This window comes from Mesorhizobium sp. M1428, assembly GCF_040317515.1.
Taxonomy (GTDB): domain Bacteria; phylum Pseudomonadota; class Alphaproteobacteria; order Rhizobiales; family Rhizobiaceae; genus Mesorhizobium.
In genome coordinates this window covers 205,170-229,848 of sequence record NZ_JAMYKT010000001.1, presented here as the reverse complement: position 1 = coordinate 229,848, position 24,679 = coordinate 205,170, and the positions used below count along the sequence as shown (strand labels likewise).

Genomic DNA, 24,679 nt, shown 5'->3' with positions numbered 1-24,679 from the left:
CAGTTCTCCAGGCAAAGGTGCCGACCCAAGGCCGGCACCCGCCGCCCCTGCTCTATTGGCCCACTGCCGCGTCCTCGAGCAGCGCCTTGCGCACGGAATCGCCACCGCCTGAGTAACGGTCGGCATTGTCCTTGGTGATCAGCGCCTGCGGCGTGGCGACGACGCGCGGCAGCTTCTGCCCGGCCACCAGCCGCAGCGCCGATTCCAGCGCCACCTCGCCGGTCAGCACCGGGAAAGAATCGACGGTACCGGTCAGCTCGCCGGCGCGGATCGAGGCATAAGCGTCGGAAATCCCGTCGGTGCCGAAGACGGCGACTTTGTCCTGCAGGCCGGCGGCCTTGACCGCTTCGACGATGCCCAGCGCCATGCCGTCATTGTTGGCATAGAAGCCGATCAGGTCGGGGTGCTGCTGCAGGATGTTGGTGGCCGCGTCGTAGGAGGTCTGGCGATCCCAGTTGCCGGGGACGCTGGCGACGACCTCGAATTTGCCAGCCTCGGTGATGGTGGTCTTGAAGCCGTCGGTGCGCTGGACGGCGGCGTAGACGCCGGCCTGGCCTTCGACGATGGCAACCTTGCCGCCATCCGGCCGGTTCTTGATGAACCATTTGGCGACGCGCACGCCGTTGTCGCGCTGGACATTGCCGACATAGTGCTCGGCCTGCGGGATGACCGCGTCATTGACGTTAACCACCGGCACATTGGCTGCCTTGGCCTGTTCCATGATCGGCTGCAAGTTGGAGTCGGTCTGCGGCGAGACGAGAAGCACGTTGTAGCCTTGCGTGACCAGGCCTTCGGCGATGGTGAGCTGCCCGAGCTGGTCGCCCTCGCTTTGCGCCGCTTGGTAGACGACGGGTACGCCGGTGCGGTCGCCGAACGACTTGTAGCCCTCTCCCAGCGAGCGCCAGTATTCGTTGGTCAGCGTCTTGGAGACCGCACCCGCCTTGGTGCCCTCGGGCAGCTTGGGGAAAGCCCCGAACTTGGCCTCGAGCTGCGACCAGTCGATGCGATCCTTCTCGGTGTCGGAATTGAGCGGCGCGAGGTCCGCGGAAAACGAGGACCCTACGGACAGCGCCATCAGTGCAGCGGTAGCGGTGGCAAGCAGAAATTTCATGGTCTTTCCTCCCTTGTTGAAAACAGTGATGGCCCCGGCCTCAGCTGTCCGGCCCGAGCATGGCTTCCTGGATTATGGCCTGCGAGGCGACCGCGTCCTGACGGTCGATGGCAGTGGATAGGCGATTGTCCTTTTCCAGCCGATCGACGACGCGCAGCATGCGCTTGACAGTCGCGATGTTGACTTCGCATTCGTGGACCGGGTCGAGCCCGGTCATGTCGGGGAACGTGTCGAAGTAGATTGCCCCGGCATAGCCGTCGCGGCGGATCTGCCTGAGCAGCTCGATCGTCTGCAGCGTGTGCACTGCGCCGACCATCAGGCCGTCGTCGCGCTTGGCGTAGCCGTCGTTGAGATGCACGCCGAGCAGCTTGCTATGGCGCGCCACGAGTGCTGCGGCAAAGGCCGGCTGCTCGTCGGCATAGAGCACATGCGCGAAATCGAGCGTCACGCCGAGATTGGGCAGGCCGATCTCGCGGATCGCCAGCAATGTCGTCGCCGCATCGGGCATCAGGCTGTAGGAGCGCGGCTCGTTGGGTTTGTATTCAAGGCTGATCTGACAGCCCGGGTCATGCGCCACTACTTCACGAATGCCATCGATTTCGTGTTGCCAGAGTGTTGCGTAGTCAGCTTGGAAGGCGTAGTCGAAGCCATCCTGCCCCAACCACAATGTCATCAGGCTGGCGCCGGCATCGCGCGCGGCGTCGATGCCGGCCTTGGTCAGGTCGATGGCCTCGCGGCGAACGGAAGGATCCGGGTTGGTGAAGGCGCCGAGCTTGAAAGCCGGGTTAGAGTAGTAGCGCATGGCGAAGCCATTGATCGAAAGCCCGAAATCGCCGAGTTTGCGCGCCATTTCCGCAGGTTTTTCATCGACATGGTCGGGAAAGTTGAGGTCGAGATCGGTCAACTCCGCAACCTTCGCCGCACGTGCCGCCATTTGCAGCATGGACGGTTTGCCGACAAGATCGGGCCACTCGGACTGTGGCCGCGAGGCAAAGGAATTGAGGCGGGTGGCGAAACGATAGGCGGTCATCGGGGTCCTTTCATTGTCATAACTTTACACAAGAATGATTACTTGTAAAGTTGTTAATGGCTCGCTCGGCGACGACGAATTCGCCATACCCAGGCCAGTTGCGACCACGGGGGACAAGCAAGCGCGGCACTGTCACGCAAGTATCACGTTCGCGTCCTAGATCGCTTCTCCGAAGGCTTACGCGGCGTCCTTGATGCGACGCGACGCCTTTTCAGATCCCGGCAGCTTTGTCTCAAGGAGGATATCCATGAAAAACCTGCACCGAACCGCGTCCCTCGCCGTCGCGCTGGCGATGTTCACCGCCTTGACCCCGGCCTTGGCTGAAAACGCCGCGACAGTCGGCGGCGTCAGCTTCGTCAACAAGGGCCTAGTCGGTGTCGGCCGCATCCCGGCCAGCCAGAAGGACAAGTTCGGCGAGACGTTTGGGTCCGGCTCCGGCATGTCGATCGATGCTGCCGGCTGGACCCATGGGGCGGACGGCTACAAGGGCTCGCTTTGGCTGCTGCCGGATCGCGGCTACAATGTCGTCGGCACCACCGACTATCGCTCGCGTTTCAACACGATCGCCATCGAGTTCGCGCCGGCCGCGCCGGGTGCCACACCAGCCGCCGGGCAGGAACAGTCGGGCCTCAAGGCAACCTTAGCCGACACCATGCTTTTGACCGACGACAAGGGCGCCGACGCAACCGGCCTCGATCCGCTCAACGGCGTGCGCGCCGCGGCCGACGACATGCCGATCCTGCCCGAAGCCAACGGCAAGCTTGCGCTCGACAACGAGGCGATCGTGCGGCTGCCCGACGGCACCATGTTCATCTCGGACGAATACGGCCCGAACATCTATCGCTTCTCCGCCAATGGGCGTCTGATGTCGGCAACGCAGCCGCCGGCGGCGCTTGTCCCGATGCGTCATGGCACGCCGAACTTCGCGTCCGACAATCCGGGACCTGGCGCGGCGGACCCAGATCCGAAGGATCCCGAAACCGGCCGCCAGAACAACCAGGGCCTTGAAGGCATGGCACTGACGCCCGACGGCAAGTTCCTGATCGCCGTGCTGCAGTCGGCACCCAGACAAGATGGCGGCGATTCGCCCTCGACGCGCCGGAACACGCGCGCGCTGGTCTACGATGCTTCGGATCCTGACCAACTCAAGCTCGCGCATGAATATGTCGTGCCGCTGCCGGTGTTCACCGATGCCAAGGGCAAAACCAAGATCGCCGCGCAGAGCGAAATCGTGGCGCTGTCGGACAAGACCTTCCTGATGCTGGCGCGCGACAGCGGCAACGGCCAAGGGCTGAAGGGCGACACTTCGCTCCATCGCGAGATCAGCATCGTCGATGTGTCGGCGGCAACCGATATCGCCGGCACAGAGTTCGACAAGGACAAGCCGGTTGCGCCCAAGGGTGAGCTCGATGCATCGGTGACGCCCGCCAAGCTGACGCCGTTCATCGACATCAACGACAAGAGCGAGCTCGGCCGCTTCGGGCTGCACAATGGCGCGCCCAACGACCGCAACAACCTCTCAGAGAAGTGGGAGGCGATGTCGGTGGTGAGCGTCCTCGATCCAAAGCTGCCCGACGACTATTTTCTGTTCGTCGCCAATGACAACGACTTCCTCACCCAGGACGGTTTCCAGGTCGGCGCGGCCTACAAGGCCGAGGATGGCGCCGATGTCGACACCATGTTCCTGGTTTATCAGGTCACGATTCCCGGCCTCGCCAAGAAGTAGCGGCACCCATACAGGCGGACGCGCCGAACGCGTCCGCCTGAGCCGGCGATTGAACGGTCGTGCGCTTCAGTTGCGGCTCGCCCGCGCAAGAAATGGTCTTAAAGGATCAATGCGCCGTGAAACGGGGTTGCGGCACGAGGGCACTCACTTCAGCATCTCCGCGTCCCTTGGCACGCCGGCATCGATCGGCTCAGCCGTCCTGTTCGACACGGCGGCGATCTTCCCGGCGGCCGACAGGTTCGGGCGCACGAAGACCGGCGCGACGCCGTCGACGCGGCTGTAGAGGTCGATAATGTCCTGATTCATGAAGCGCACACAGCCGGATGAAGCGTTCCTCCCAATGGAATCCCACTCCGGTGTGCCGTGCAGCCGGTACATCGTGTCCTTGCCGTCGCGGAAGAGATACAGCGCGCGGGCGCCCAGCGGGCTGTGCGGACCGGGCGGCATGCCGTCCTTGTATTTCGCCAGTTCCGGCCGGCGCTGGATCATTTCCGGCGGCGGCGTCCACACCGGCCACTTCTTTCTCGCCTGAACCACGGCACTGCCGGTCCATCCGAAACCGGCCTTGCCGAGGCTGACGCCGTAGCGAATTGCCTTGCCGCCGTCGCGCACCAGGTAGAGGAAGTGCTCGGAAGTATCGACGACGATCGTGCCCGGTTTTTCACCGGTCGGATCGGACACGATTTGGCGGACGAATTTCGGATCGATCTTGGCTACCGGTATTGCCGGCAGTTGATAGCCCTCGTCGACGCGCGCCGCATACATGCTTGCGGCATCGCCGAAAGCCGGCTCGCTTGGCGCCGCTGTCACCGGCGGCGCCGCCACGTCCGTCGTGGTGCACGCCGAAAGAGCCACGGAGGCCGCGCCCAGAGCCGATGCACCGAGAAAGGCGCGCCGGTTCAGGCGCTCAAAAAACAACGGAATATCGGACATGAGCCCCCCGGCTTGCCCATGAGATCCAGGAAATGCGGCCCCACGCGTGCAGGATCAATATACGATTCCGGAAGGTTTGAGAAATGCTTAGATCAAGGCACGCCAGGCGGAATTTGCGACGCCGCATCGACCTCTCCCGTTAAATCGGCAATCATTGCGGACTCAAGACAAGCCTTCGCCGAGTTGCCTGCCATGGACGACAACATGCCCCCGCGCCGGCGGACCGGCGACCTCACCAGTGGGCCTATCCCGCGCACCCTTTTGCTGTTTGCCCTGCCGGTGCTCGGCTCCAATGTGCTGCAGTCGCTCAACGGCTCGATCAATGCCGTGTGGGTCGGTCGTTTCCTCGGTGAAGCGGCGCTGACCGCCACGTCCAATGCAAACCTCGTGCTGTTTCTCATCCTCGGCACCGTCTTCGGCATCGGCATGGCGGCGACCATCCTGGTCGCGCAATCCGTCGGCGCTCGTGACCTGCCCGAAGCCCGGCGCATCGTCGGCACCAGCGCCACCTTCTTCTTCCTCGTCTCGGTGGTGTTCGCGGTCTGCGGCTGGATCTGGGTCGATGCGATCCTCGATGCACTCGGCACGCCGGCCGATGCTTTGCCGCTGGCGCGCTCCTATCTGCGCATCATCTTCCTGGCCGTGCCGATGATGAACCTGCTCTCCTTCGTCATGACAGTGCTGCGCGGCGCCGGCGACTCGCGCACGCCTTTCCTCTTCATGGCGCTGGCCGTCGTGCTCGACGTCATTTTGAACCCGTTGCTCATCCTCGGCATCGGCCCGTTCCCCGAACTCGGCATCGCCGGCTCGGCCGCCTCGACGCTGATCGGCCAGACGGTAAGCGTGGTTGCCATCCTGATCGTGCTTTATGCGCGCAAGCACCCGCTGCGGCTGGCCGGCGCCAATCTTGCTCTGCTGCGGCCGGACCCGGCGCTGCTGCGACTTGTCGTCTTCAAGGGCGTGCCGATGGGCCTGCAGATGATCGTCGTCTCGTCCGCGGCTCTGACGGTGATGGGCATGGTCAATTCGTACGGCTCGCAGGTCGCAGCCGCCTACGGCATAGCCGCACAGCTCTGGACCTATATCCAGATGCCGGCACTCGCCATCGGCGCCGCGGTGTCGTCCATGGCGGCGCAAAATGTCGGCGCCGGGCGCTGGGACCGGATCGGCCGCATCGCCGCCTCCGGCGTCGGCTTCAACCTTGTGCTCACCGGCGTGCTTGTCGCGCTGCTGTTCGTATTCGATCGCGCGGTGCTCAGCCTCTTCCTCGGCAGCGACAGTGCAGCAATCGACATCGCCACTCACATCAACAAGATCGCGTCGTGGTCCTTCATCCTGTTCGGCATCACCATCGTGCTCTTCGCCACCGTGCGTGCCACTGGCGCGGTGATGCCGCCGCTGATCATCCTGGTGATCTCGGTGCTGCTGGTGCGCACCAGCTTCGCCTATTTCTTCCGAAGCGTGATCGGCGAGGAAGCGCTGTGGTGGAGCTTTCCGGCCGGCTCGATAACCTCGCTCGTGCTGGCCGCGGCCTATTATCGCTTCGGCCGCTGGCGCAGCCTGCACATGATCGAGAGCCGGCCGGCTGCCGGCGAACCGCCGGATACCGGCCTCGGCGTACCGCGCCAGCGCGCCCATCTTTCACCCGAGACGCCGAACGGCTGAAAGGCCGGCTCAGCGCGCGTGTTTCGCGCCAAAGCCGAGCGCCACCAGCGAAAAGACGACAATCATGCCGGCAAAGGCCACGCTTGCCACGGTCGCGCTTGTCATGGTCGACAGGACGCCGATGCCGATCACCGGCAGCGCGTTGCCGCAAAAACAGCAGATGAAGAAGGCCGAGACGACTTCCGCGCGCCGGTCCGCCGGCGCGATCTCGTTCACCACTTGCAAGCCGCCGCGATAGCCGAGCGCTGCCGCCACGCCGCACAAGGCGGTCCCGGCAATCATTATGGCCATCGAGGCGAAGACCTGCGCCGCAACAATCAGCGCGACGGTTGGGATCATCAGCGCAAGCGCTGCGAACATCGCGGCTCGGCTCGAAAGTCGTGCTGTCGCTACAATGGTGGCGGCCGTCACGATCGCCAATTCAAAGAACAGAGCGCCGGCTTCGGCATGATTGGTTACCTGCAGTTGTTGCGCCAAAATGCTCGGTGCGAGTGCTGCATAAAAGCCGACCAGCGCCATTGCGCCAAAGCCGGTCACCGCCGGCGCAACGAAACTTGCGCGGATGTCATCGGGCACGGAAAGCCGCGGCCGCATCGAAACGTCAGCCAGTCTCCCCGGCCGCGAAACGGTTTCCCGCGTGCGCCAGACCAGCAGGGTTACAGTCGCGAGCATCGCAAGGTAGGCGACGAATGTCAGCCTGAGCGGCCAAGGCGCGTATTCGGCGAGCAACCCGGCCCCCAGCGCACCGAGGCCGAGGCCGAGGAAATTGGTGCTGGTGGCAATCGTCGCCGCCTGTGACTTGTCGTCGGTCGGGAGCAATTCGGCGAGCCAGGCGGTGCCGGTACCCGCGCCGACCCCGATTCCCAGTCCGCTCAGAATTCGGGCGACATCGAGCCAGGCGACATTTTCGGCGAACAGGAAAACCACCGCGCTGACAACGGCCACCGCCATCCCGGCCAATGCCATTGGACGGCGCCCGATGACATCGGACACACGCCCCAACATCAGCAGCGCCGCCAGATTGCCGATGACATAGACGGCGTAGACCAGCGTCAAAGTGATCTGCGAGAAGCCGAAGACCTGCTTGTAGATGATGTAAAGCGGCGTCAGCGCCGTGCTGCCGGCGAAAAGAGCCGCGATCATGGCGGCCACGGCGGCCGCTGCAGCGCGGCCGCCGAGTTCGTGATCGCGCGTCATGACTCGAACGTGAGCTGTCATTTTTTTCGACCTTTTGCTGTTCGGGATCTGACGTCCTAACGCCTTTTTCGCGTCAGCCGTTCCCCCTCCCCGGCTTGCTCCTGACAAGTTTGGCAGCTTTGCCGATGGCGCTGAGCGAGATCATCTTTTAACTTCAGCGGATTGTCAGGGGAGATTCATGGGCAAGGGACGGGTCGAGGCATTTACCGATGGCGTAGTCGCCATCATCATCACCATCATGGTGCTGGAATTGAAGGTGCCGCATGGCGAGGATTTTTCCGCGCTGGCACCACTCTGGCCGATATTCCTCAGCTATGTGCTGTCCTTCATCAATGTCGGCATCTACTGGAACAATTTGCACAACATGTTCCATACCGTGCAGCGGGTCGACGGCCGCGTGCTGTGGGCGAACCTCAACCTGCTGTTCTGGCTATCGCTGATGCCGGCGACGACAGCCTTCATGGGTGAGAACCATTTCGCGCCGGTGCCGGTCGCCGTCTATGGCGTCGACCTGGCGCTCTGCGCCATCGGCTTCAACATCCTCACCATGGCCCTGCATCGGCTGCACGGCAGCGAAACCCTTTTCGCCAGGGCGTTGGGCAACGACCGCAAGGGAAAGATCTCGCTGGTCCTCTATCTTTCCGCCATCGCGCTGACCTTCGTCAATCACTGGATCGGTGTCGCGATCTATGTCCTGGTGGCGATGGTCTGGTTCGTGCCGGACAGGCGCTTCGAGCGGCTAATCGAGAAATAGACGGATCATGATCCCGAACCGAAGGACCGCGTCAGCGAAAAGTGGATGCCGGTTTCGGGAAAGATCATGGTCAAACGAGACGATGGAGCCCCGTCCCGAATTCTATCGGCATGGAACAGGCTCTAGCCTCGCATTTCCTTCAGCTTTTCCGCTACCGAAGCGGCCAGGTCGGCGTAGCGCTCCTCCAGCCGCTCGGCCGCCTTGATCACTGAAAAATCATGGCCGAATTTTTCCAGCGCCATACGCAGCTTTTCGACGAACTCCGCCTGTTTTTCGAGCGCCGAAAACAGCGTTTTCACTTGCGCTTCGCTGATGTCGGGATTGGCAAGCATTTGCGGCACTTCGCGGCTCATCTGGTCGCCGGTTGCGGTCTGTTCTTTCAGGATCTCGATCCAGTCGGTCAATCGTCACTCTCCTTTTTCGATATCAGCATGCGCAGCGCCCGCCGACGCGGTCAACCCGAAGATGCCGGCATCGGCTTGCGCGAGCCTCGTTCCGCGCTAAGTTCGCCGCGGCCAGAACAGGAGAAAATCATGACCACCGACGCCGAGATCCAGACCGCCCTGCCCGCACTTGCCTCCGGTAATGTCGCCGTCATCACCGGCGCAGCCAGCGGCATCGGCCTCGCCGCGGCCAAACGGCTGGCGGCGATGGGCATGAAGATCGTGCTGGCCGATATCGGCGGCGCACGCCTCGATGAGGCCCGACACGCCGTCGCCGCCATCGCCGGCGAGAGCGCCGCGCTTGCCGTTGCCACTGACGTCTCGAAAGCCGACGAGCTCGACCGTTTGGCCGAAAAGACATCCGGCGCCTTTGGCGACGTCTCGCTGCTGATGAACAACGCCGGCGTCGGCAACAACCCCGGCAAGCCCTGGGAGAACCGTGACGCCTGGAAGCGGCTGCTGGACATCAATTTCTGGGGTGTCGTGCATGGCGTCGAGGCCTTCGCGCCGCGCATGCTGGCGGCGGGAAAGCCCGGCTTGATCGTCAACACCGGCTCCAAGCAAGGCATTACCACGCCGCCCGGCAACCTCGCCTACAACGTTTCCAAAGCTGGCGTGAAGACCTATACCGAGGGCCTTGCACACGCGCTGCGCAACGAGCCCGGCGCCAGTGTCGCGGCGCATCTGCTCATTCCCGGGTTCACTTTTACCGGCCTGACCGAAGGTGCGACCGAAAAGCCGGCCGGCGCGTGGACCGGCGAGCAGGTCATCGACTTCATGCTGGCCTCGCTGCGGCGCGGCGATTTCTACCTCCTGTGTCCCGATAACGAGGCGACCCGGTCCATGGACGAAAAGCGCATGGCCTGGGCGATTGGCGACATCATCGAGAACCGCCCCGCTCTGTCGCGCTGGCACCCGGACTACAAGGAAGCCTTTGCAGCATTCATGAAATGATCCCGCGACCGTTCGCGTAAGCTCTGTTGGGAAGCCGAACAACAAGCTCGCTCACGCCGCGGTATGCTTCTTAGTGTTGCGCTTCTTAGCCACGGCTTTTGCTGCGGCCATGTCGGCGATCTGTTCGTCGTGCCGCTTCGCCGCTCGTTCACATTTGGCGCGGATTTCCTCGACTTCGGATTCGGTCAGGTGTTCGATGCCGATAAAGGTATTCTTGGCTTTGCTGACGCGGATCAACTCGTCGAGCTTGGCCTGAATCGCTGCACTGTCGCGGTTCTGGGTGTTCTGGATGAGAAACACCATCAGGAAGGTGACGATCGTGGTGCCGGTATTGATGACGAGCTGCCACGTGTCGGAAAAGCCGAAGACCGGACCGCTTACCGCCCAGACCACAATGATCAGGAAACAGACGGCAAACGTCGGTGGCAGACCGGCAAGATGGGCGACATAGTTGGCGATCCTGGTGAACAGCTTCTCGATCATGGCAGGGAGAAACAATCGGCAGCTGCCTCAAGTTCCCTGTGAGGTGGAATTCACGGTCAAACCGCGCGCGCCGCGCTTGCAAAGATCAGGTGGCGTCGTTTTCCCAGCGGTCGAGGAAAGCCTCGATGGGCAAGACCTGCATGTCGGGGACTGCCCTGGCCAGTTTCTCGACCGGCCAGTCCCACCAGGCAAGACGTTCGATCCGGGCCGCAGTTTCCGCGCTGAAGCGCTGCCGCAATGGCCGGGCCGGAACGCTGGCGACGATTGCATAGGCCGGCACGTCTCGCGTCACCACCGCATTGGCACCGACGATCGCGCCATTGCCGATCACTACGCCAGGCATGATCACGGCGCCATGGCCGATCCAGACATCATGGCCGATGCTGACGGCTTTCGCCCGCCGCCGGTCGCGGAACGCCTGATCGACACCCAGCCAGCGGAAATATTCGTTGGGCCGATAGCTGATCTTGTGCTGCGTCAGCCGCTCGACCGGATGCTCCAGCGCATTGATGCGGCTGTTGGCGGCGATCGAGCAGAATTTGCCGATCGTCGTATAGATCGCCTCGGCATGGCGCTCGAAGTAGGAGAAGTCGCCGACCGTCACCTCGCGCAGGATGACCCGCTCGCCGATCGACGCATAGCGTCCAAGCTTGCACGCCTTCAACTCCGCCGTCGGATGGATGCGCGGCTCGGGATCTTTCAGGACAAGGTGTTCGGGACGGTCCATGCGGGCGCTTTACGCCCGCGCGCATAGTCTCGCAAGCCGAGTGCAGCGCCGCACATCCGTTTGGGCGCCAAGGACCCTGTAGCACCTTAAGTCTCTATTTCGGCTTGCCGCTGGTCCACACCACGTTCTGGCCGTAGAGCGGCACAGTGGTGACCGACATTTTTGCCGAGCCATCCTGCACCTGGCGCGAATGCGACAGGTAAATCAGCGTCTCGTTGGCCTTGTCGTAGATGCGGTTCACCACCTGCTTTTTCCAGATCAGGCTGATGCCTTGCTTGAACACCTCCTCGCCGGCCTCGCTCATGTCGATGTCGCCAATGGTGATCGGCCCGGTCTGGCGGCAGGAGATCGAGGAATCGGACGGGTCCTCGAACCAGTTGCCTTTCTGCAGGCGGTCGATCACGCCGCGGTCGAAATAGGAGACGTGGCAGGTCACGCCCTCGACCTTCGGATCCTTGATCGCCTCGACGATGATGTCGTTGCCGAGCCAATCGACGCCGACCTTGCCGACTTCCTCGGCGGCGGCGGCGCCAGCGCCAATGACAAGGCATGCGGCCAGCGCGCCGCCAATCAGTTTTCGCAAAGAGGCCTCCTGCGGTTCGAATTTTGCCGACCTCAGGTGGGACGAACGGCAGCGCTTTGCAAGCAGATCGCCTCCCACAGCATTGCCGGTTGCGGCAACGCGACATCTTTGCGTCGGCGCGACCGAACCGCTAAGAGTGTTCGCCAAGCCAGGGCTTCACGGCGCCAACCCGGCGCCGATGGAAATAACGACGGACTTCACTGATGATGCGTTCAATTCTGGTCGGTATTCTCGTCCTGATGGCCGCAGGAATCGGTTGGCTCACCTTCGACTGGTACCGCGGACATTATGGCGGCGAGCCGTTCGGAGCACCTTTCACGCTGGTCGACCAGAAGGGCGCGCCGGTCACCGAAGCCGCCTTTCGCGGCCACCCCAGCGTCGTCTTCTTCGGCTTCACCCATTGTCCGGAAGTCTGTCCGACCACGCTTTTCGAGTTGGCCGGCTGGCTGAAGACGATGGGCGATGACGGCAAGAGCCTGCGCGCCTATTTCGTTACGGTCGACCCGGAGCGCGACACGCCCGAAATCATGAACACTTATGTCAGCAATTTCTCCGATCGCATCCTCGGCATCACCGGCGATCCCGACAAGGTCCACGCCATGGCCAAGTCCTTCGGCATCTACTGGAAGAAAGTCGACACGAACGACGGCGACTACACGATGGACCACACCGCTTCGGTGCTGCTGCTCAATGCCAAGGGCGACTTCGCCGGCACTATAGCCTATGGCGAAAGCCCGGACGCCGCCATCGCCAAGCTCAAACGGCTGGCGGCGGAAGGTTGACATATCCGGTAATGACGCAGACGCGTTTGTATTTCACCGCGGGCAAGATCGAGGCTGATCGCATCTTCGCGGCGCTCGGTGCGGCGTTCGACGATGAGGGCCTGCCGATTGCGGTGCTCGAGGTCGACGAGGACCGCGACATCCACGAAGTATCGCTCTATGCCGACGACGACGTCGATGCGATCGAGGCGCGGCTTAGGAACATCCTTGCCGGACTGTCACTGTCGAAACCGATAGCGCGCGAAGCGCTGCCCGACATCGACTGGGTGGCGCGCTCGCTAGAGGGATTGAAGCCGGTGCGGGCCGGGCGCTTCTTCGTCCATGGCGCGCATGACCGCAGGAAGCGCCACAGCGGCGAGCTCGCCATCGAGATCGAGGCCGGCCTCGCCTTCGGCACCGGCCATCACGGCACTACCGCCGGCTGCCTCGAAATGCTGGAGCAGGTCATACGGCGCGAGCATCCGCGCAACGCGCTCGACCTTGGCACCGGCAGCGCGGTGCTCGCCATCGCGGTGGCCAAGCTCGCGCATATTCCGGTGCTGGCGACCGACATCGACCCCGTCGCCGTCAAGGTGGCCGCCGCCAATGCGCGGCTGAACCAGGTCAAGGGGTTTATTGAAACGGTAGCGGCGCCCGGTTTTCATCATCCGATCTTTGCCGCGCGTGCACCCTTCGACCTGATCGTCGCCAACATATTGGCGCGGCCGCTGATGCGTCTGGCGCCGCAAATGGCCGGACATATCGCGCTCGGTGGCTCGATCGTCTTATCGGGCATCCTCGGGCGCCAGCGCGACGCGGTAGTCGCAGCCTATGTCGGCCAGAAATTCCGGCACGTCCGCACCTTGCACCGCGAGGGCTGGGTGACGATTCACCTCAAGCGCTGAGGCGCAGCGCCTTCAACGCAAGCCGGAATCCGCTCGGACTTAGCGCGAGTTCGCCGCTTTCTTCAGCTGTTCGCGATCGTAGCCATGAGCTTTCAGCGTTTCGTCGTCAAAGCCAAGCAGAACGCCGCTCACATACCGGCTCGCTTCGCGCTGGCGAGCTTCGATCAGCGCGTTCACAGCGTTTCTGAAAAATCCGCGTCCGGGTGAAATCGTGGACATGACGGTCTCCTTTGCAGGGCAATAGGACTCTTTCCTCCACATGAAGAAGGTAAGCCTTGCTGACGCTTTTTGAAATCGCCGATTCTGCATGGCCTCCATGCGCAAAAGACGCTGTAGCGGCCGGCCATCATCGGTCCGAAATCGATTCCGATTTTCGAAGTCATGCGCTACGGTCGCGCCAGCATTCGAGGAGAGCCGACATGTTCCAGACCTTCGATTCCGCCGGCGATCCGGCCGTTGGCAAGCCGCGCGTGGCAATGCTGCGCCAATGGTTGGCGGCGAACGGGCTGGATGGCTTCATCGTGCCCCGTGCCGACGAGCACCAGGGCGAATATGTCGCCGACCGCTCGGCACGGCTGAAATGGCTGACCGGCTTCAGCGGCTCGGCCGGAGTCGCCATTGTGCTTGGCGAGCGCGCCGTCATGTTTGTCGACGGGCGCTACACGCTGCAGGTGCGCCAGGAGGTCGATCTCGACATCTTTTCGATCGAGAGCCTTGTCGACAACCCGCCGGCCAACTGGATCAAGGACAATCTCGGCCAGGGCGTGCGGTTGGGCTTCGATCCGTGGCTGCATACGATCAGCGACGTCAAGGCGCTGAAGGCTTCGGCCGAGAAATCAGGCGCGGTACTGGTGCCGCTCGACGAGAATCCGATCGACGCCATCTGGCAGGACCAGCCCGGGCCGCCACTGGCGCCGGTCGAGATCCACCCGATCGGCTTTGCCGGCGAACTGGCCAAGGACAAGCTGGTGCGGCTGGCGGCGGCCATCGAGAAGGACGGCGCCACCCATGCCGTGCTGACCGACCCCTCCTCCATCGCCTGGGCCTTCGACATTCGTGGCGGCGACGTACCGCACACACCGCTGGCGCTCGGCTTTGCCGTGCTGGCCGCCGACGGGTCGCATCTGCTTTTCATGGACCAGCGCAAGTTTTCGCGCACCGTCGCGGCCTATCTGACGCAACTCGCTGAATTGCACGACCCAGGTGAATTCGAAACGGCAATCGTCACCCGGGCCAAGGGCGGCGCAAAAATCGCGCTGGACCCGGTTCTAGCGGCGGACAAGCTCAGGATGCTGGTCGAGGATAATGGCGGCACCGTCATTGCCGTGCCCGATCCGGCCCGCATTCCACGCGCAACAAAGAACAAAGCTGAGATCGCCGGCGCCCGCGCCGCGCATCGCCGCGACGGCGCCGCGGTCGCCAAGCTGCTGTGCTGGCTCGACCGCCAGAAGCCCGGCACGCTCGACGAAATCGCCGTTGTCACAAGGCTTGAGGAGACGCGCCGGCAAACCGGCGAAGAAACACAGATGCCGCTGCGCGACGTATCGTTCGATACCATCTCCGGCGCTGGTCCTAACGGCGCCATCATGCACTACCGCGTCTCCCGCGCCACCAATCGCAAACCGCGAGATGGCGAGCTGTTCCTGCTCGATTCCGGCGGGCAGTACCAGGACGGCACCACCGACATCACCCGCACCGTGCCGATCGGCACGCCAACCGAGGAGATGCGCGAGCGCTTCACGCTGGTGCTGAAGGGCATGATCGGCATCTCCATGCTGCGCTTCCCCCAGGGCACGCGCGGCTCCGAGATCGATGCCGTAGCCCGCCTGGCGCTGTGGAGACACGGCTGCGATTTCGCCCATGGCACCGGGCACGGTGTCGGTTCCTATCTTGCCGTGCACGAGGGCCCGCAGCGTATCGCCAAGACCGGCACCGAAAAGCTGCTGGCCGGCATGATCGTCTCCAATGAGCCCGGCTATTACAAGGAAGGTTCTTACGGCATCCGCATAGAGAACCTGGTCCTGGTGACGCCGGCTGAGGCAATCGAGGGCGGCGACATCGCCATGCATGGCTTCGAGACACTGACGCTGGTCCCGATCGACAAGCGGCTGGTCCGATCGGACCTCTTAACCCGTGACGAGCTCCATTGGCTCGACGAATACCATGCGCGGGTGCTGGCCGAGATCGGACCTATGCTCGACGGCGAAACGCTGGCCTGGCTGGAAAAAGCAACCGCCCCGCTGCCGCACGACTTCAAGCAATAGCTGCGGTCGCAACGCCGGTTGACAGGCTTTGCTCCGCAAGCAGTTCCTGCAAAGCCGTGACGTTAGGAGAACCGGCTCCCTTGCGCCAGAACAACACCGTGACGGCGTTGTCTTCGTCAGCGGGCAGTTCGTGCAGCTTTAGCCAGCGGCTCTCCGGGAAACCCGAAAGCACACTTTTCGGCATCAGCGCTATGCCCATGCCAGCCACCACGCAACCAAGGATGGCATGGTATGAACCAAGCTCGATGGTTTTCTCGGCCATAAACCCTCTGCGCGCATACCATTGTTCCAGCCGCTTGCGGTGCGGGCAGCCGTGCTCGAAGGCTATCATGGTTTTGGGCATGTCGAGGCGGTCATCGATCGAAACGCGCGATGCCGCCGAGACGATGACCAATTGCTCCTGGAATGCTGACTGCTTTTCGAACGGAGCGTCGGCGATCGGCTCGGCGGCGAAGGCTGCATCGAGGTCGCCGGCAAGCATGGCGGTCGCGAGAACCTGCGGATTGCCGGTGCGCAACTGGATTTCCACTTCGGGATAACGTGCGTGATAATCGGCGAGCAGACTTGGAAGCCGTGCCGCGGCGGTGCTCTCCATGGCACCTAGGCGAAGCGTGCCGCGCGGGCGTGGATCGAGCATCGCCGTTCGCGCCTCCTCCGCAAGCGCCAGCAGCCGATCCGCATAGCCGACCAATTTGTGACCGGCCGGCGATACGTGCAGGCGCTTGCCCTCCCGGATAAACAGCTGCACCCCGAGATCTTCCTCGAGCTGCCGGATGCGTGTGGTCACGTTCGACTGCACGCGAAACAGTTTTTCCGCCGCCCTGGTGATTCCGCCCTCGCGCACCACCGTGCGGAAGATGCGCAGATCGGCCAAATCCATACATCTCTCCTGGAGAACATAACGATCTTAATTATTCATTTTAGCTGATTAGGCCTTTGCCGTAAATCACCGGTGCAGCTGCCGATCAACACGGCAAACCAGGAGAGATGGAAAATGTCGCGTGAGCCCTTCGACATCCAGCCGATCGATCTAAGCGCATTGACGCCGAAGCAGCGCGAGGCGCTCTATAGCCGCGCCGTACGTCGCGCCCACCAGGAGAGAGCGGAGGCGATCCGGCTGAGCCTGTCGCGGGTCGGCGCGGCAATAGTCGCTGCGGTAAAGCGCATGTGTGCTCTCGCCGCCAAGGCAAAAGTCGATCAGCCGACGAGCTGCCGCGCGAGGATCAGCACGGCAGCACCCGCCAGGAACATCGCCATCAGCCCGCCGCGCAGTGAGACAAGGCCGGCAACGATCAAGGCTGCCCATTCCGCCGGTCCGGCGCTGAGCGCCGCCGGCGCCACCAGCGTGGTCAGCACCGCCGCCGGCACGGCGCTGAGCCCGGCTTCGACGCGCGGATGGATATGATCGAAGCGTGAGATCACCAGATGACCGCCGATGCGGGTCAGATAGGTCGCGATCGAAGCGGCGATGATGATCCACAAGGTCGTGCTCATGGCCGTGCCTCCACGCCGCTGTGGCGGGGCGGCACGATGACGGCGAGCAGCACGCCGGCCAGCGCACCGATGGAAACATGCCAGGGCGAGCCGACCGTCTTGTAGGCAATGATGGAGGCGGCAGCGCTGGCGACGACCACCGGCAGCCACAGCGGCCGCTTGCGGAAGCTCATGACCAGGCCGAGAAAATAGATCGGCAGCAGGAAATCGACGCCCAGTGCATGGGTGTCGGGAATAAGCTTGCCGAACATCGCGCCGAGCGCGCATTCGATGATCCAGAACACATAGACCGGCAGCCCAAGCCCCATATACCAGGTGAACCCGACGGTCTCGCCGGCCTCCGCCTTGCGCTCGGCCACCGCGAACTGCGGATCGGTAAGCACGAAGTAGCCTATCGCCTGCTGGATCAGTGGCCAATGCGCGATGCGCCGGCCGATACCGGCCGAATAGAGCACATGGCGAAAATTCACAGCGAAGATCGACAGCACGATCAGCCACGGCGCGACATGCTGGCCGAACAGCTCGATGCCGACCATCTGGCTGGCGCCGCCGAACACCGTTGCGCTCATCAGGAACGCTTCGAGCACGGAAAACCCGTTGTCGACTGCGAGCGCCCCGAACAGCAACGCAAACGGCGCCGACGCCACCACGACGGGCATGCTGAGCCGCACGCCGTCCCAGAAATCGTTTTTCGCGCTGTTTTCGGAGATTGCTTCCGCCGACATCGACCGCTCCTCGGGAAGGGCCTATGTAGGGAGGGCGGTCCGGCTTGTCACACCAATTCGCTTGAGGCAAACGATCAGCGGAAATGACAGCTGAAGCGTCGCGGCAAGCGCGCTCCAGTGCCCAGTGGATAAAATCAGACGCTTGGCACCTGGGAGGGCATATCCGTTGGCGCCCATCGGTCCTTGCCGAAGTGGCGGCCACAGACCAGGGCCAGAGGTGGTTCCCCAGAGGTGGTTGCAATGAGCGAATTTTTCATCGATCCAAAATTCGGTCGCCTGGCCTTCGGCGCCGATCCCGGCAGCTATCACGCGACGCGGCCTGGCTATCCTGATTGGGTATTCGAAATTCTATGTGAACGGTGCGGTCTCGCGCATGGCACGACGACGTTCGAGATTGGCGCAGGTACAGGAACTGCTACGCGCCGCTTACTCGAACTGGGCGCGAGTCCGATGCTCGCCATCGAGCCGGATTCTCGCCTCGCGACTTTCCTTTGCGAGACTATTCAGGACAAGGCGCTCTCGGTGAGCGTCTCTGCGTTTGAGGATGCCGTCCTTGAGAAGGCCGGTTTTGATCTCGGCGTCAGCGCCACTGCCTTTCATTGGCTGGACGAGGACATGGCGCTGGTCAAGGTCGCCGAGCTGCTTCGGCCGGGCGGCTGGTGGGCAATGGTCTGGAATGTATTCGGCGACAACAGTCGCCCTGATCCCTTTCATGATGCGACGAAGGCACTGCTTGAAGGACCTTCGAGCCCTTCGGCGGGCTCAAATGGTATTCCGTTCGCGCTTGATGCCGAGGCCCGCGTGGCGGCGCTGGAGCGAACCGGCGCGTTCGATGCCATCGAACAGCGGACAAGCGTCTGGTCGCTCGTCCTCGATCCTGACCAGACGGTCGCCCTCTATGCCACTTTTTCCAATATCAACATCCGCAGCGACCGCGAAGCAATCCTCGCGGAGCTGGGGCGCATCGTCCGCGACGAGTTCCAAGGCTCCATAACCCGCAACATGACCACCAGCCTCTACACTGCGCGGCGCATTTGACCGTCTGATTTATCCGCTAGACTAGCGCGGCGAAGCCTTGCCTTCGATCGCCCTGCCCCAGTCGAGCAGCGGTTTTGCCCGCATGACGAAGTCGACGAGTTCGTCGACCAATCCAGCTCCGTAGATATCCGCGAGCTCGATTGCGTGCCGGACGGCAAAATGCCGGTTGCGGATCGCGGCAGCGAGATCGGGCTCGGCGATATGCTCGAAGCCGCGCGGCGTGCGCTTCATGCAGCCGTCCGGATCAAGCTCGAGGCCGTTCTTCTTCAGCGCCGCGACGAGGCTGCGGAATTCAGCGGGCCGCTTCGCGATCGCGTTGCGCAGCGCCAGCAATAGCTCCGGTCCGGGCTGCCACCAGGCAATGGCGGCAAAGCAGCGCTCGAGCCCGATATGGACGTAAAACACGCCCTGTTCCATCTTGGTGCCGTCAGGCGAAAGGATCGCCGACAAATGCCGGTTATAAGGCCGTTTGTCCTTGGCGAAACGCACATCGCGATTAATCCGGAACAGCGACTTCTTGCGGTCGCCGCGCAGGCCGAGCCCCAATGCCGTGAAGCGCTCGGAGAGCGTCTCGACCAGATCGCCGAAGGGATCGCGCAGGTCGCGTTCGAAAAGGTCGCGGTTTTCCAAAAACCACTCCCGGCTCTGATGAAAATCGAGCGCCTTGAGGAAGGGAATGGCCTTTTGCCCAAAACCGTTGAACGCAGCCGCCATCACCCGCCCTTGCCGATCCGCTGCAGCCAGGTGTCCTCGTCGATCACCTCGATACCGAATTTGGTCGCGTCCTTCAGCTTGGAACCGGCGCCCGGCCCTGCCACCAGGAGATCGGTCTTCGCAGAAACCGAGCCGGCGACCTTCGCGCCGAGACGTTCGGCCATCGCCTTGGCCTCGGGGCGCGTCATCCTTTCCAGCGTGCCTGTAAACACGATGGTCTTGCCGGCGACCGCGCTATCGGCTGAGACGTTCACGATGTACGGCTTCGGGTGGACCTGTGTGAGCAGCGCTTCAAGCACGGCGTCGTTGCGTTCATTGCCGAAGAAATCACGAAGAGCGCCTATCACGGTATCGCCGATGCCGTTGATGGAAGGAAAAACGGTGTGTGGATCGGCTGCCGCTGCTGTCTCCTTGCCAATGCGGATCAACTCCTCGATGGTCGAGAAGGTTCGGGCCAGCACAGCGGCCGTCGTTTCGCCGATATGGCGGATGCCCAGCGCAAAGATGAAGCGATCGAGTTCCGGTTCGCGACGAGCGTCGATGGCAGCGAAGAGCTTGTCGAGGCCGTCGTAGTTGCGTTCCTCGACACTGCGTACATTCTTGCGCGTCTTGCCCGATGCGGCCTCACGCTGCCTGGCCTGCTCCTCCCGCCGCTCCGCCAGCGCCTTGGTGACGGCGGGACGGCGGTCCCGGAGAGTGAAGATATCGGCGGCTGTCTTGACCAACCCGGCATTGAAGAACAGGTCTATGTTTTCGGCGCCCAGGCCTTCGATATCCATGGCGCCGCGCGACACAAAGTGGCGCAATCCTTCCACGGCCTGCGCAGGGCAGATCAGTTCGCCGGTGCAACGTCGGCGGGAATCTTCCTTGCCGGTCTTTTCCTTGATTTCGCGCGTCGCGGGTGAACCGCAGATCGGACATTTGTGCGGGAATTCGTAGGGCATGGCATCTGGCGGACGCTTGTCGGCTACGACGCTCACGATCTGCGGAATGACGTCCCCTGCCCGCTGGATGACCACTGTGTCGCCGATACGCACGTCATAGCCGTCGCGGATCGGCTGGCCGTTGCTGTCCAGACCCTTGATGTAATCTTCGTTATGAAGCGTGACATTTTCGACCACGACGCCGCCGACCGTGACGGGCGCAAGCCGGGCAACGGGCGCCAGCGTACCGGTACGGCCGACCTGAATGTCGATCCTCAGCACGGTCGTCATCGCCTGTTCGGCCGGAAATTTGTGGGCGATGGCCCAGCGTGGTTCGCCGGTGACGAAGCCCCATCTGCGCTGCAATTCCAACTGGTCCACCTTGTAGACGACGCCGTCGATGTCGTAGCCCAGCGATGAACGCTGGGTCTCGATTAGGTGATAATGCGCGACCAGTTCCTCGACCGACTTTGCCCGGACCATCAGCGGACTGACCTTGAATCCCCACTCCGCGAATTTCTGCACGGAATCGTATTGGGTCGGAGCCGGATCCTTTGTGGTATAGCCCCAGGCGTAGGCAAAGAATTTGAGGTTGCGGCTGGCGGTAACGGACGGGTCCTTCTGACGGAGCGACCCGGCCGCCGTATTGCGCGGATTGACGTAATCCTGGCCGCCGATCGCCGCCGAACGTTGCTTCAGCGCCTCGAATTCCGCGTAGGTCATATAGACCTCACCGCGTATTTCGATGACCTCGGGCCAGTCCGATCCCTTCAAGGTTTTGGGAATATCGGCGATGGTCTTGAGATTGGCAGTGATGTCCTCGCCGACGGCGCCGTCGCCGCGCGTTGCCCCCTGTACGAACACACCGCCTTCATACCGTAGGGAGGCCGATAGCCCATCGATCTTCGGCTCAGCCGTGAAGGCAATGTTCAGACCCTTGTCGCGGTCAAAGAATCGCCGGCCCCGTTCTATGAAGTCCGCGACGTCCTGGTCGGTATAGGCCTTGGCGAGGCTGAGCATCGGCACCGCGTGGCGCACCTTGGCAAAACCTTCCGCCGGCGGCGCGCCGACCCTGCGTGAGGGCGAATCCTCGCGCACAAGATGCGGAAACCGCTGCTCGATGGCGAGATTGCGCCGGGTCAGCGCGTCATATTCCGCATCCGTGATTATCGGCGCGTCCTCGCCATGGTAGCGCCGGTCGTGCTCGGCGATCTCCTGCGCCAACCGCTTCAACTCGCTTGCCGCCTCGCTTTCGCTGAGCGAATCCACTGGTTTTTCGTCCATGCACTGCTCCCTCCACGGTGGCGCGACACAATAGAACAGGATTCTTTCACGAGGGAGAGACCAAACACGGAAAATCATTCCTGAACAGCAGGATGGCGCCAGACCCTGACTCAGGTCGCGAGCGCCGGAAACGAACTCGTCTAGAGCAATTCCAGGAAACCTGTGAAACGGTTTTCCGTCCGGAATTGCGCAGAAACGAAGAAAAGATGAACCGCTCTAGGCTGCCGCGGTGTTCTCCCGCAGCAGTCGCTCGGCCGCCGCGCGCGCCTCGTCGGTGATGGTGGCGCCGGCGAGCATGCGTGCGATCTCTTCCTGCCGCGCCGCCCGGTCCATCTCGGCGATGCCGGTCGAGACCCGGTCGGCCCCGCCCGACTTGGAGATCAGGAAATGCGTCGCCGCGCGCGCTGCCACTTGCGGCGCATGCGTGACCGAAAGCACCTGCACGCGTTTTGCCAGCCGTGCCAGCCGCTGGCCGATGGCATCGGCAACGGCACCGCCGACGCCGGTGTCGATTTCGTCGAAGACCAAAGTCGGCGCCGACCCGCGATCGGCCAGCGCGACCTTGAGCGCCAGCAGGAAGCGCGAAAGCTCGCCGCCGGAAGCGACCTTCATCATCGGGCCCGGCCTGGTGCCAGGATTGGTGCGCACCCAGAACTCGACCTGGTCGATGCCTTCTTCCATGCGGCTCTCGGCATCGCTTGCGATCTCGACGATGAACTCGGCCCGTTCGAGCTTCAGCGCCGGCAGTTCGGCCATTACCGCCTTGGTCAGCCCGACGGCCGCCGCATGGCGGAGCGACGACAGCTGGGCCGCCGTAATGTCATAGGCCTGACGCGCCGCTGCAGCCTGTTTCTCCAGCGCATGCAGGCGCTCCTCGCCGGCGTCGAGATCGGCAAGGTCGGCAGCCATGGTGTCACGCAATTGCGCCAGGTCATCGACGGCGACGCTGTGCTTGCGCGAGGCGGCACGCAGCGAAAACAGCCGCTCCTCGGTCTTCTCCAACCGCTGCGGATCATATTCTGTGGCGCGAAGTGCTGCTTCCACGCCCGACTGCGCTGCGTCGAGCGACAGCATCGCCTCGTCGAGCGATTTGACGACATCCTCGAGCAGCCCGGGCGCTTCGGTCACCTTGCGCTGCAGCCGCCTGAGCAGGCTGGCCAATTGCGGCAAGGGCGAGGACGGACCCGAGAGCACATCCTGCGCATCGTGGATTTCCGAGGCGATCTTTTCGGCTCGCATCATCGCGACGCGCAGTTCGGCCAGCTCCGTCTCTTCGCCCGGTTGCGGATCGAGCCTGGTCAATTCGGCGACCGCTGCACGCAGATAATCGGCCTCGCGGGCAGCTGCCTCGACTTTGGCCCGGTGTCGTGAAAATTCCTGCTCGCAGGTACGCCAACGCCGCCACGCCTCGCCGGTTGCCCGAGCAGGGCCGAGATGGCCGCCGAAACTGTCGAGCAACTCGCGATGGGCGCCGGGATCGACCAAAGCGCGCTCGTCATGCTGGCCGTGGATCTCGACCAGCGCACGGCCGATGTCGCGCATCAGCGTCACGCTGGACGGCTGGTCGTTGACGAACACACGCGTGCGGCCGTCCGCCGTCTGGACGCGGCGCAGGATGATGTCGCCGTCGTCCTCGATGGCATTATCGGCAAGCAGCATGCGAGCCGCGTGGTTGCGCGGCACGTCGAAGACGGCGATGATCTGGCCTTGTGCCGCGCCATGCCGCACCAGCGAAGCGTCGCCGCGGGCGCCAAGCGCCAGCGACAAAGCGTCGAGCAGGATGGATTTTCCGGCGCCGGTTTCGCCGGTAAGGACCGAAAGGCCGGACGAGAAGTCGATGTCCAGCTTCTCGATCAGAACGATATCGCGGATCGACAGCCTGGAGAGCATGGTGACGCGCCGCTCAGGCGCCGGTGATCAGCTTCCCGGCCTTGGAGATCCACGATCCGGCATTCTCGCGCGGCTCGAGCCCACCACTCTGCAGGAGCTTGTAGGAGTCCTTGTACCACTGGCTGTCGGGATAGTTGGTGCCGAGCACGGCCGCAGCGGTCTGCGCTTCCGACGTCAGCCCCATCGCATAGTAGCTCTCGGTAAGACGCGCCAGCGCCTCCTCGACATGGCGTGTGTTGGAATAGTTCTCCACGACGTTGCGGAACCGTTTGACGGCCGCGATGTATTCGCGGCGCTCGAGATAGTAGCGGCCGATCTGCATCTCCTTGCCGGCGAGCTGATCGTTGGCGAAGCGGATCTTCTCCTTGGCATCGTCGACATATTCGGAAGTCGGCCAGCGCGTCACCAGATCCTGCATCGTCTGCGCGGTAAGACGCGCTTCCTTCTGGTCCTGGGTGACGTCCTTGATCTGACGGTAGTAGCTCAGCCCGATAATATACTGGGCATAGGCTGCATCGTCGGTCGACGGGTAGAGGGTCAGGTAGCGCTTGGCCGAACCGATCGCCTCGTCGTAATTGCCCTGACGGTAGTCGGCAAAGGCACCCATCACCATCGATTTGCGGGCGAATTCGGAATATGGATGCTGGCGGTCGACGGCATCGAACTTGCGGCTTGCCTCCTGCAGGCGCCCGGCATTCAGATTGGCGAGACCCTGATTGTAGAGCACGTCGGCCGGCTCGGTCTGATCGACATAGGTCGACAGATCGACGTCCTTCTCGGACGACATGCAGGCCGACAGAAACAGCGATGGAACGACCACCGAAAGCGCCAGGAAAACAGCCCGCCGCAGCGCCTTCGATTGACCAACTCGCTTGAAAAACATGTTTGGATTCCGCCCTTTCGGCGTCATTTCAGTCGACGGCAGCAGCCATAAACCATAATTGCCTTGCCCGGCAACGCTATCCCCGGCCAATCGCACATTTTTGTGGCGGTTTGGCGCTACCTGGAAAGCTATGTAATTTGGCCGGCCGGTGATGCATCCATGCAACACAGCTTGACCGCAACGGGAGCCGTA

The 24,679-nt window shown here is 62.9% G+C and carries 24 protein-coding genes; 8 read left to right on the top strand and 16 right to left on the bottom strand.

The window, feature by feature from the left end; all coding sequences use genetic code 11:
- Positions 1 to 52: 52 nt before the first annotated feature.
- Both NKG60_RS01100 and NKG60_RS01095 read right to left on the bottom strand, forming a co-directional pair.
- Positions 53 to 1,111: a sugar ABC transporter substrate-binding protein gene (locus NKG60_RS01100; protein WP_352973864.1), complete on the bottom strand. Its 1,059-nt coding sequence runs from the start codon at positions 1,109 to 1,111 to the stop codon at positions 53 to 55.
- Positions 1,112 to 1,151: 40 nt separating this feature from the next.
- A complete protein-coding gene (locus NKG60_RS01095) occupies positions 1,152 to 2,141 on the bottom strand; it encodes a TIM barrel protein (protein ID WP_352863723.1) in 990 nt (329 codons plus the stop codon).
- A 247-nt stretch (positions 2,142 to 2,388) separates the two neighbouring features.
- Between NKG60_RS01095 and NKG60_RS01090 the strand changes: the two genes are divergently transcribed.
- On the top strand, positions 2,389 to 3,867 hold the full coding sequence (locus NKG60_RS01090) for an esterase-like activity of phytase family protein (protein ID WP_352863721.1): 1,479 nt from the start codon (positions 2,389 to 2,391) through the stop codon (positions 3,865 to 3,867).
- Positions 3,868 to 4,011: 144 nt separating this feature from the next.
- On the opposite strand, the gene NKG60_RS01085 is transcribed toward NKG60_RS01090, so the two are convergent.
- Positions 4,012 to 4,800, bottom strand: coding sequence for a L,D-transpeptidase (locus NKG60_RS01085; protein ID WP_352863719.1), 789 nt, complete (start codon positions 4,798 to 4,800; stop codon positions 4,012 to 4,014).
- A gap of 192 nt (positions 4,801 to 4,992) precedes the next feature.
- On the opposite strand from NKG60_RS01085, the gene NKG60_RS01080 reads away from it, so the two are divergent.
- On the top strand, positions 4,993 to 6,465 hold the full coding sequence (locus NKG60_RS01080) for an MATE family efflux transporter (RefSeq protein ID WP_352863717.1): 1,473 nt from the start codon (positions 4,993 to 4,995) through the stop codon (positions 6,463 to 6,465).
- Between the two features lie 9 nt (positions 6,466 to 6,474).
- On the opposite strand, the gene NKG60_RS01075 is transcribed toward NKG60_RS01080, so the two are convergent.
- Positions 6,475 to 7,662, bottom strand: coding sequence for an MFS transporter (locus NKG60_RS01075; protein ID WP_352863715.1), 1,188 nt, complete (start codon positions 7,660 to 7,662; stop codon positions 6,475 to 6,477).
- 178 nt (positions 7,663 to 7,840) lie between these two features.
- On the opposite strand from NKG60_RS01075, the gene NKG60_RS01070 reads away from it, so the two are divergent.
- Positions 7,841 to 8,416: a TMEM175 family protein gene (locus tag NKG60_RS01070; protein WP_352863713.1), complete on the top strand. Its 576-nt coding sequence runs from the start codon at positions 7,841 to 7,843 to the stop codon at positions 8,414 to 8,416.
- Between the two features lie 122 nt (positions 8,417 to 8,538).
- On the opposite strand, the gene NKG60_RS01065 is transcribed toward NKG60_RS01070, so the two are convergent.
- On the bottom strand, positions 8,539 to 8,820 hold the full coding sequence (locus tag NKG60_RS01065) for a hypothetical protein (protein WP_023721174.1): 282 nt from the start codon (positions 8,818 to 8,820) through the stop codon (positions 8,539 to 8,541).
- Positions 8,821 to 8,949: 129 nt separating this feature from the next.
- On the opposite strand from NKG60_RS01065, the gene NKG60_RS01060 reads away from it, so the two are divergent.
- A complete protein-coding gene (locus tag NKG60_RS01060) occupies positions 8,950 to 9,813 on the top strand; it encodes an SDR family NAD(P)-dependent oxidoreductase (RefSeq protein WP_352863711.1) in 864 nt (287 codons plus the stop codon).
- A 51-nt stretch (positions 9,814 to 9,864) separates the two neighbouring features.
- Here NKG60_RS01060 and NKG60_RS01055 read toward each other — a convergent pair whose 3' ends face one another.
- From NKG60_RS01055 to NKG60_RS01045, 3 genes are all read right to left on the bottom strand, one after another.
- The gene (locus tag NKG60_RS01055) at positions 9,865 to 10,296 is read right to left on the bottom strand and encodes a low affinity iron permease family protein (RefSeq protein WP_352490368.1); all 432 of its coding nucleotides are present in this window, start codon (positions 10,294 to 10,296) and stop codon (positions 9,865 to 9,867) included.
- An 85-nt stretch (positions 10,297 to 10,381) separates the two neighbouring features.
- Positions 10,382 to 11,023, bottom strand: a complete 642-nt coding sequence (locus tag NKG60_RS01050; RefSeq protein WP_352863709.1) for a DapH/DapD/GlmU-related protein — start codon at positions 11,021 to 11,023, stop codon at positions 10,382 to 10,384.
- A 94-nt stretch (positions 11,024 to 11,117) separates the two neighbouring features.
- Positions 11,118 to 11,606 (bottom strand): CreA family protein, encoded by a 489-nt coding sequence (locus NKG60_RS01045; RefSeq protein ID WP_023676745.1) that lies wholly within the window; start codon positions 11,604 to 11,606, stop codon positions 11,118 to 11,120.
- A 203-nt stretch (positions 11,607 to 11,809) separates the two neighbouring features.
- On the opposite strand from NKG60_RS01045, the gene NKG60_RS01040 reads away from it, so the two are divergent.
- Positions 11,810 to 12,388 carry an SCO family protein gene (locus NKG60_RS01040; protein WP_352667111.1) on the top strand — a complete coding sequence of 193 codons (579 nt, stop codon included), beginning with the start codon at positions 11,810 to 11,812 and terminating at the stop codon, positions 12,386 to 12,388.
- An 11-nt stretch (positions 12,389 to 12,399) separates the two neighbouring features.
- On the top strand, positions 12,400 to 13,272 hold the full coding sequence (locus NKG60_RS01035) for a 50S ribosomal protein L11 methyltransferase (RefSeq protein WP_352667114.1): 873 nt from the start codon (positions 12,400 to 12,402) through the stop codon (positions 13,270 to 13,272).
- 39 nt (positions 13,273 to 13,311) lie between these two features.
- On the opposite strand, the gene NKG60_RS01030 is transcribed toward NKG60_RS01035, so the two are convergent.
- A complete protein-coding gene (locus NKG60_RS01030; protein ID WP_352973857.1) occupies positions 13,312 to 13,581 on the bottom strand; it encodes a hypothetical protein in 270 nt (89 codons plus the stop codon).
- Positions 13,582 to 13,691: 110 nt separating this feature from the next.
- On the opposite strand from NKG60_RS01030, the gene NKG60_RS01025 reads away from it, so the two are divergent.
- On the top strand, positions 13,692 to 15,536 hold the full coding sequence (locus NKG60_RS01025) for an aminopeptidase P family protein (protein ID WP_352667120.1): 1,845 nt from the start codon (positions 13,692 to 13,694) through the stop codon (positions 15,534 to 15,536).
- Here the strand turns inward: NKG60_RS01025 and NKG60_RS01020 are convergent.
- From NKG60_RS01020 to NKG60_RS01010, 3 genes are all read right to left on the bottom strand, one after another.
- Positions 15,526 to 16,416: a LysR family transcriptional regulator gene (locus NKG60_RS01020; protein WP_352667122.1), complete on the bottom strand. Its 891-nt coding sequence runs from the start codon at positions 16,414 to 16,416 to the stop codon at positions 15,526 to 15,528. The two genes, NKG60_RS01025 and NKG60_RS01020, sit on opposite strands and share 11 nt — an antisense overlap.
- Positions 16,417 to 16,733: 317 nt before the next feature.
- Positions 16,734 to 17,030, bottom strand: a complete 297-nt coding sequence (locus tag NKG60_RS01015; protein WP_352667125.1) for an AzlD family protein — start codon at positions 17,028 to 17,030, stop codon at positions 16,734 to 16,736.
- Positions 17,027 to 17,755, bottom strand: a complete 729-nt coding sequence (locus NKG60_RS01010; RefSeq protein WP_352973853.1) for an AzlC family ABC transporter permease — start codon at positions 17,753 to 17,755, stop codon at positions 17,027 to 17,029. Before NKG60_RS01010 ends, NKG60_RS01015 begins: the two co-directional genes overlap by 4 nt.
- Before the next feature lie 240 nt (positions 17,756 to 17,995).
- Here NKG60_RS01010 and NKG60_RS01005 point away from each other — a divergent pair, with 240 nt between their 5' ends.
- A complete protein-coding gene (locus tag NKG60_RS01005; protein ID WP_352667131.1) occupies positions 17,996 to 18,793 on the top strand; it encodes a class I SAM-dependent methyltransferase in 798 nt (265 codons plus the stop codon).
- A gap of 21 nt (positions 18,794 to 18,814) precedes the next feature.
- Here NKG60_RS01005 and NKG60_RS01000 read toward each other — a convergent pair whose 3' ends face one another.
- From NKG60_RS01000 to NKG60_RS00985, 4 genes are all read right to left on the bottom strand, one after another.
- Positions 18,815 to 19,507: a DUF2461 domain-containing protein gene (locus NKG60_RS01000; protein ID WP_352665939.1), complete on the bottom strand. Its 693-nt coding sequence runs from the start codon at positions 19,505 to 19,507 to the stop codon at positions 18,815 to 18,817.
- On the bottom strand, positions 19,507 to 21,714 hold the full coding sequence (gene ligA / locus NKG60_RS00995; protein ID WP_352973849.1) for an NAD-dependent DNA ligase LigA: 2,208 nt from the start codon (positions 21,712 to 21,714) through the stop codon (positions 19,507 to 19,509). The genes NKG60_RS01000 and ligA overlap by 1 nt, the downstream gene beginning before the upstream one ends.
- Before the next feature lie 216 nt (positions 21,715 to 21,930).
- Entirely contained in the window at positions 21,931 to 23,604 is a 1,674-nt protein-coding gene (gene recN / locus NKG60_RS00990) for a DNA repair protein RecN (RefSeq protein ID WP_352665941.1), read from the bottom strand.
- A 13-nt stretch (positions 23,605 to 23,617) separates the two neighbouring features.
- The gene (locus NKG60_RS00985; RefSeq protein ID WP_254818981.1) at positions 23,618 to 24,487 is read right to left on the bottom strand and encodes an outer membrane protein assembly factor BamD; all 870 of its coding nucleotides are present in this window, start codon (positions 24,485 to 24,487) and stop codon (positions 23,618 to 23,620) included.
- Positions 24,488 to 24,679: the final 192 nt, after the last annotated feature.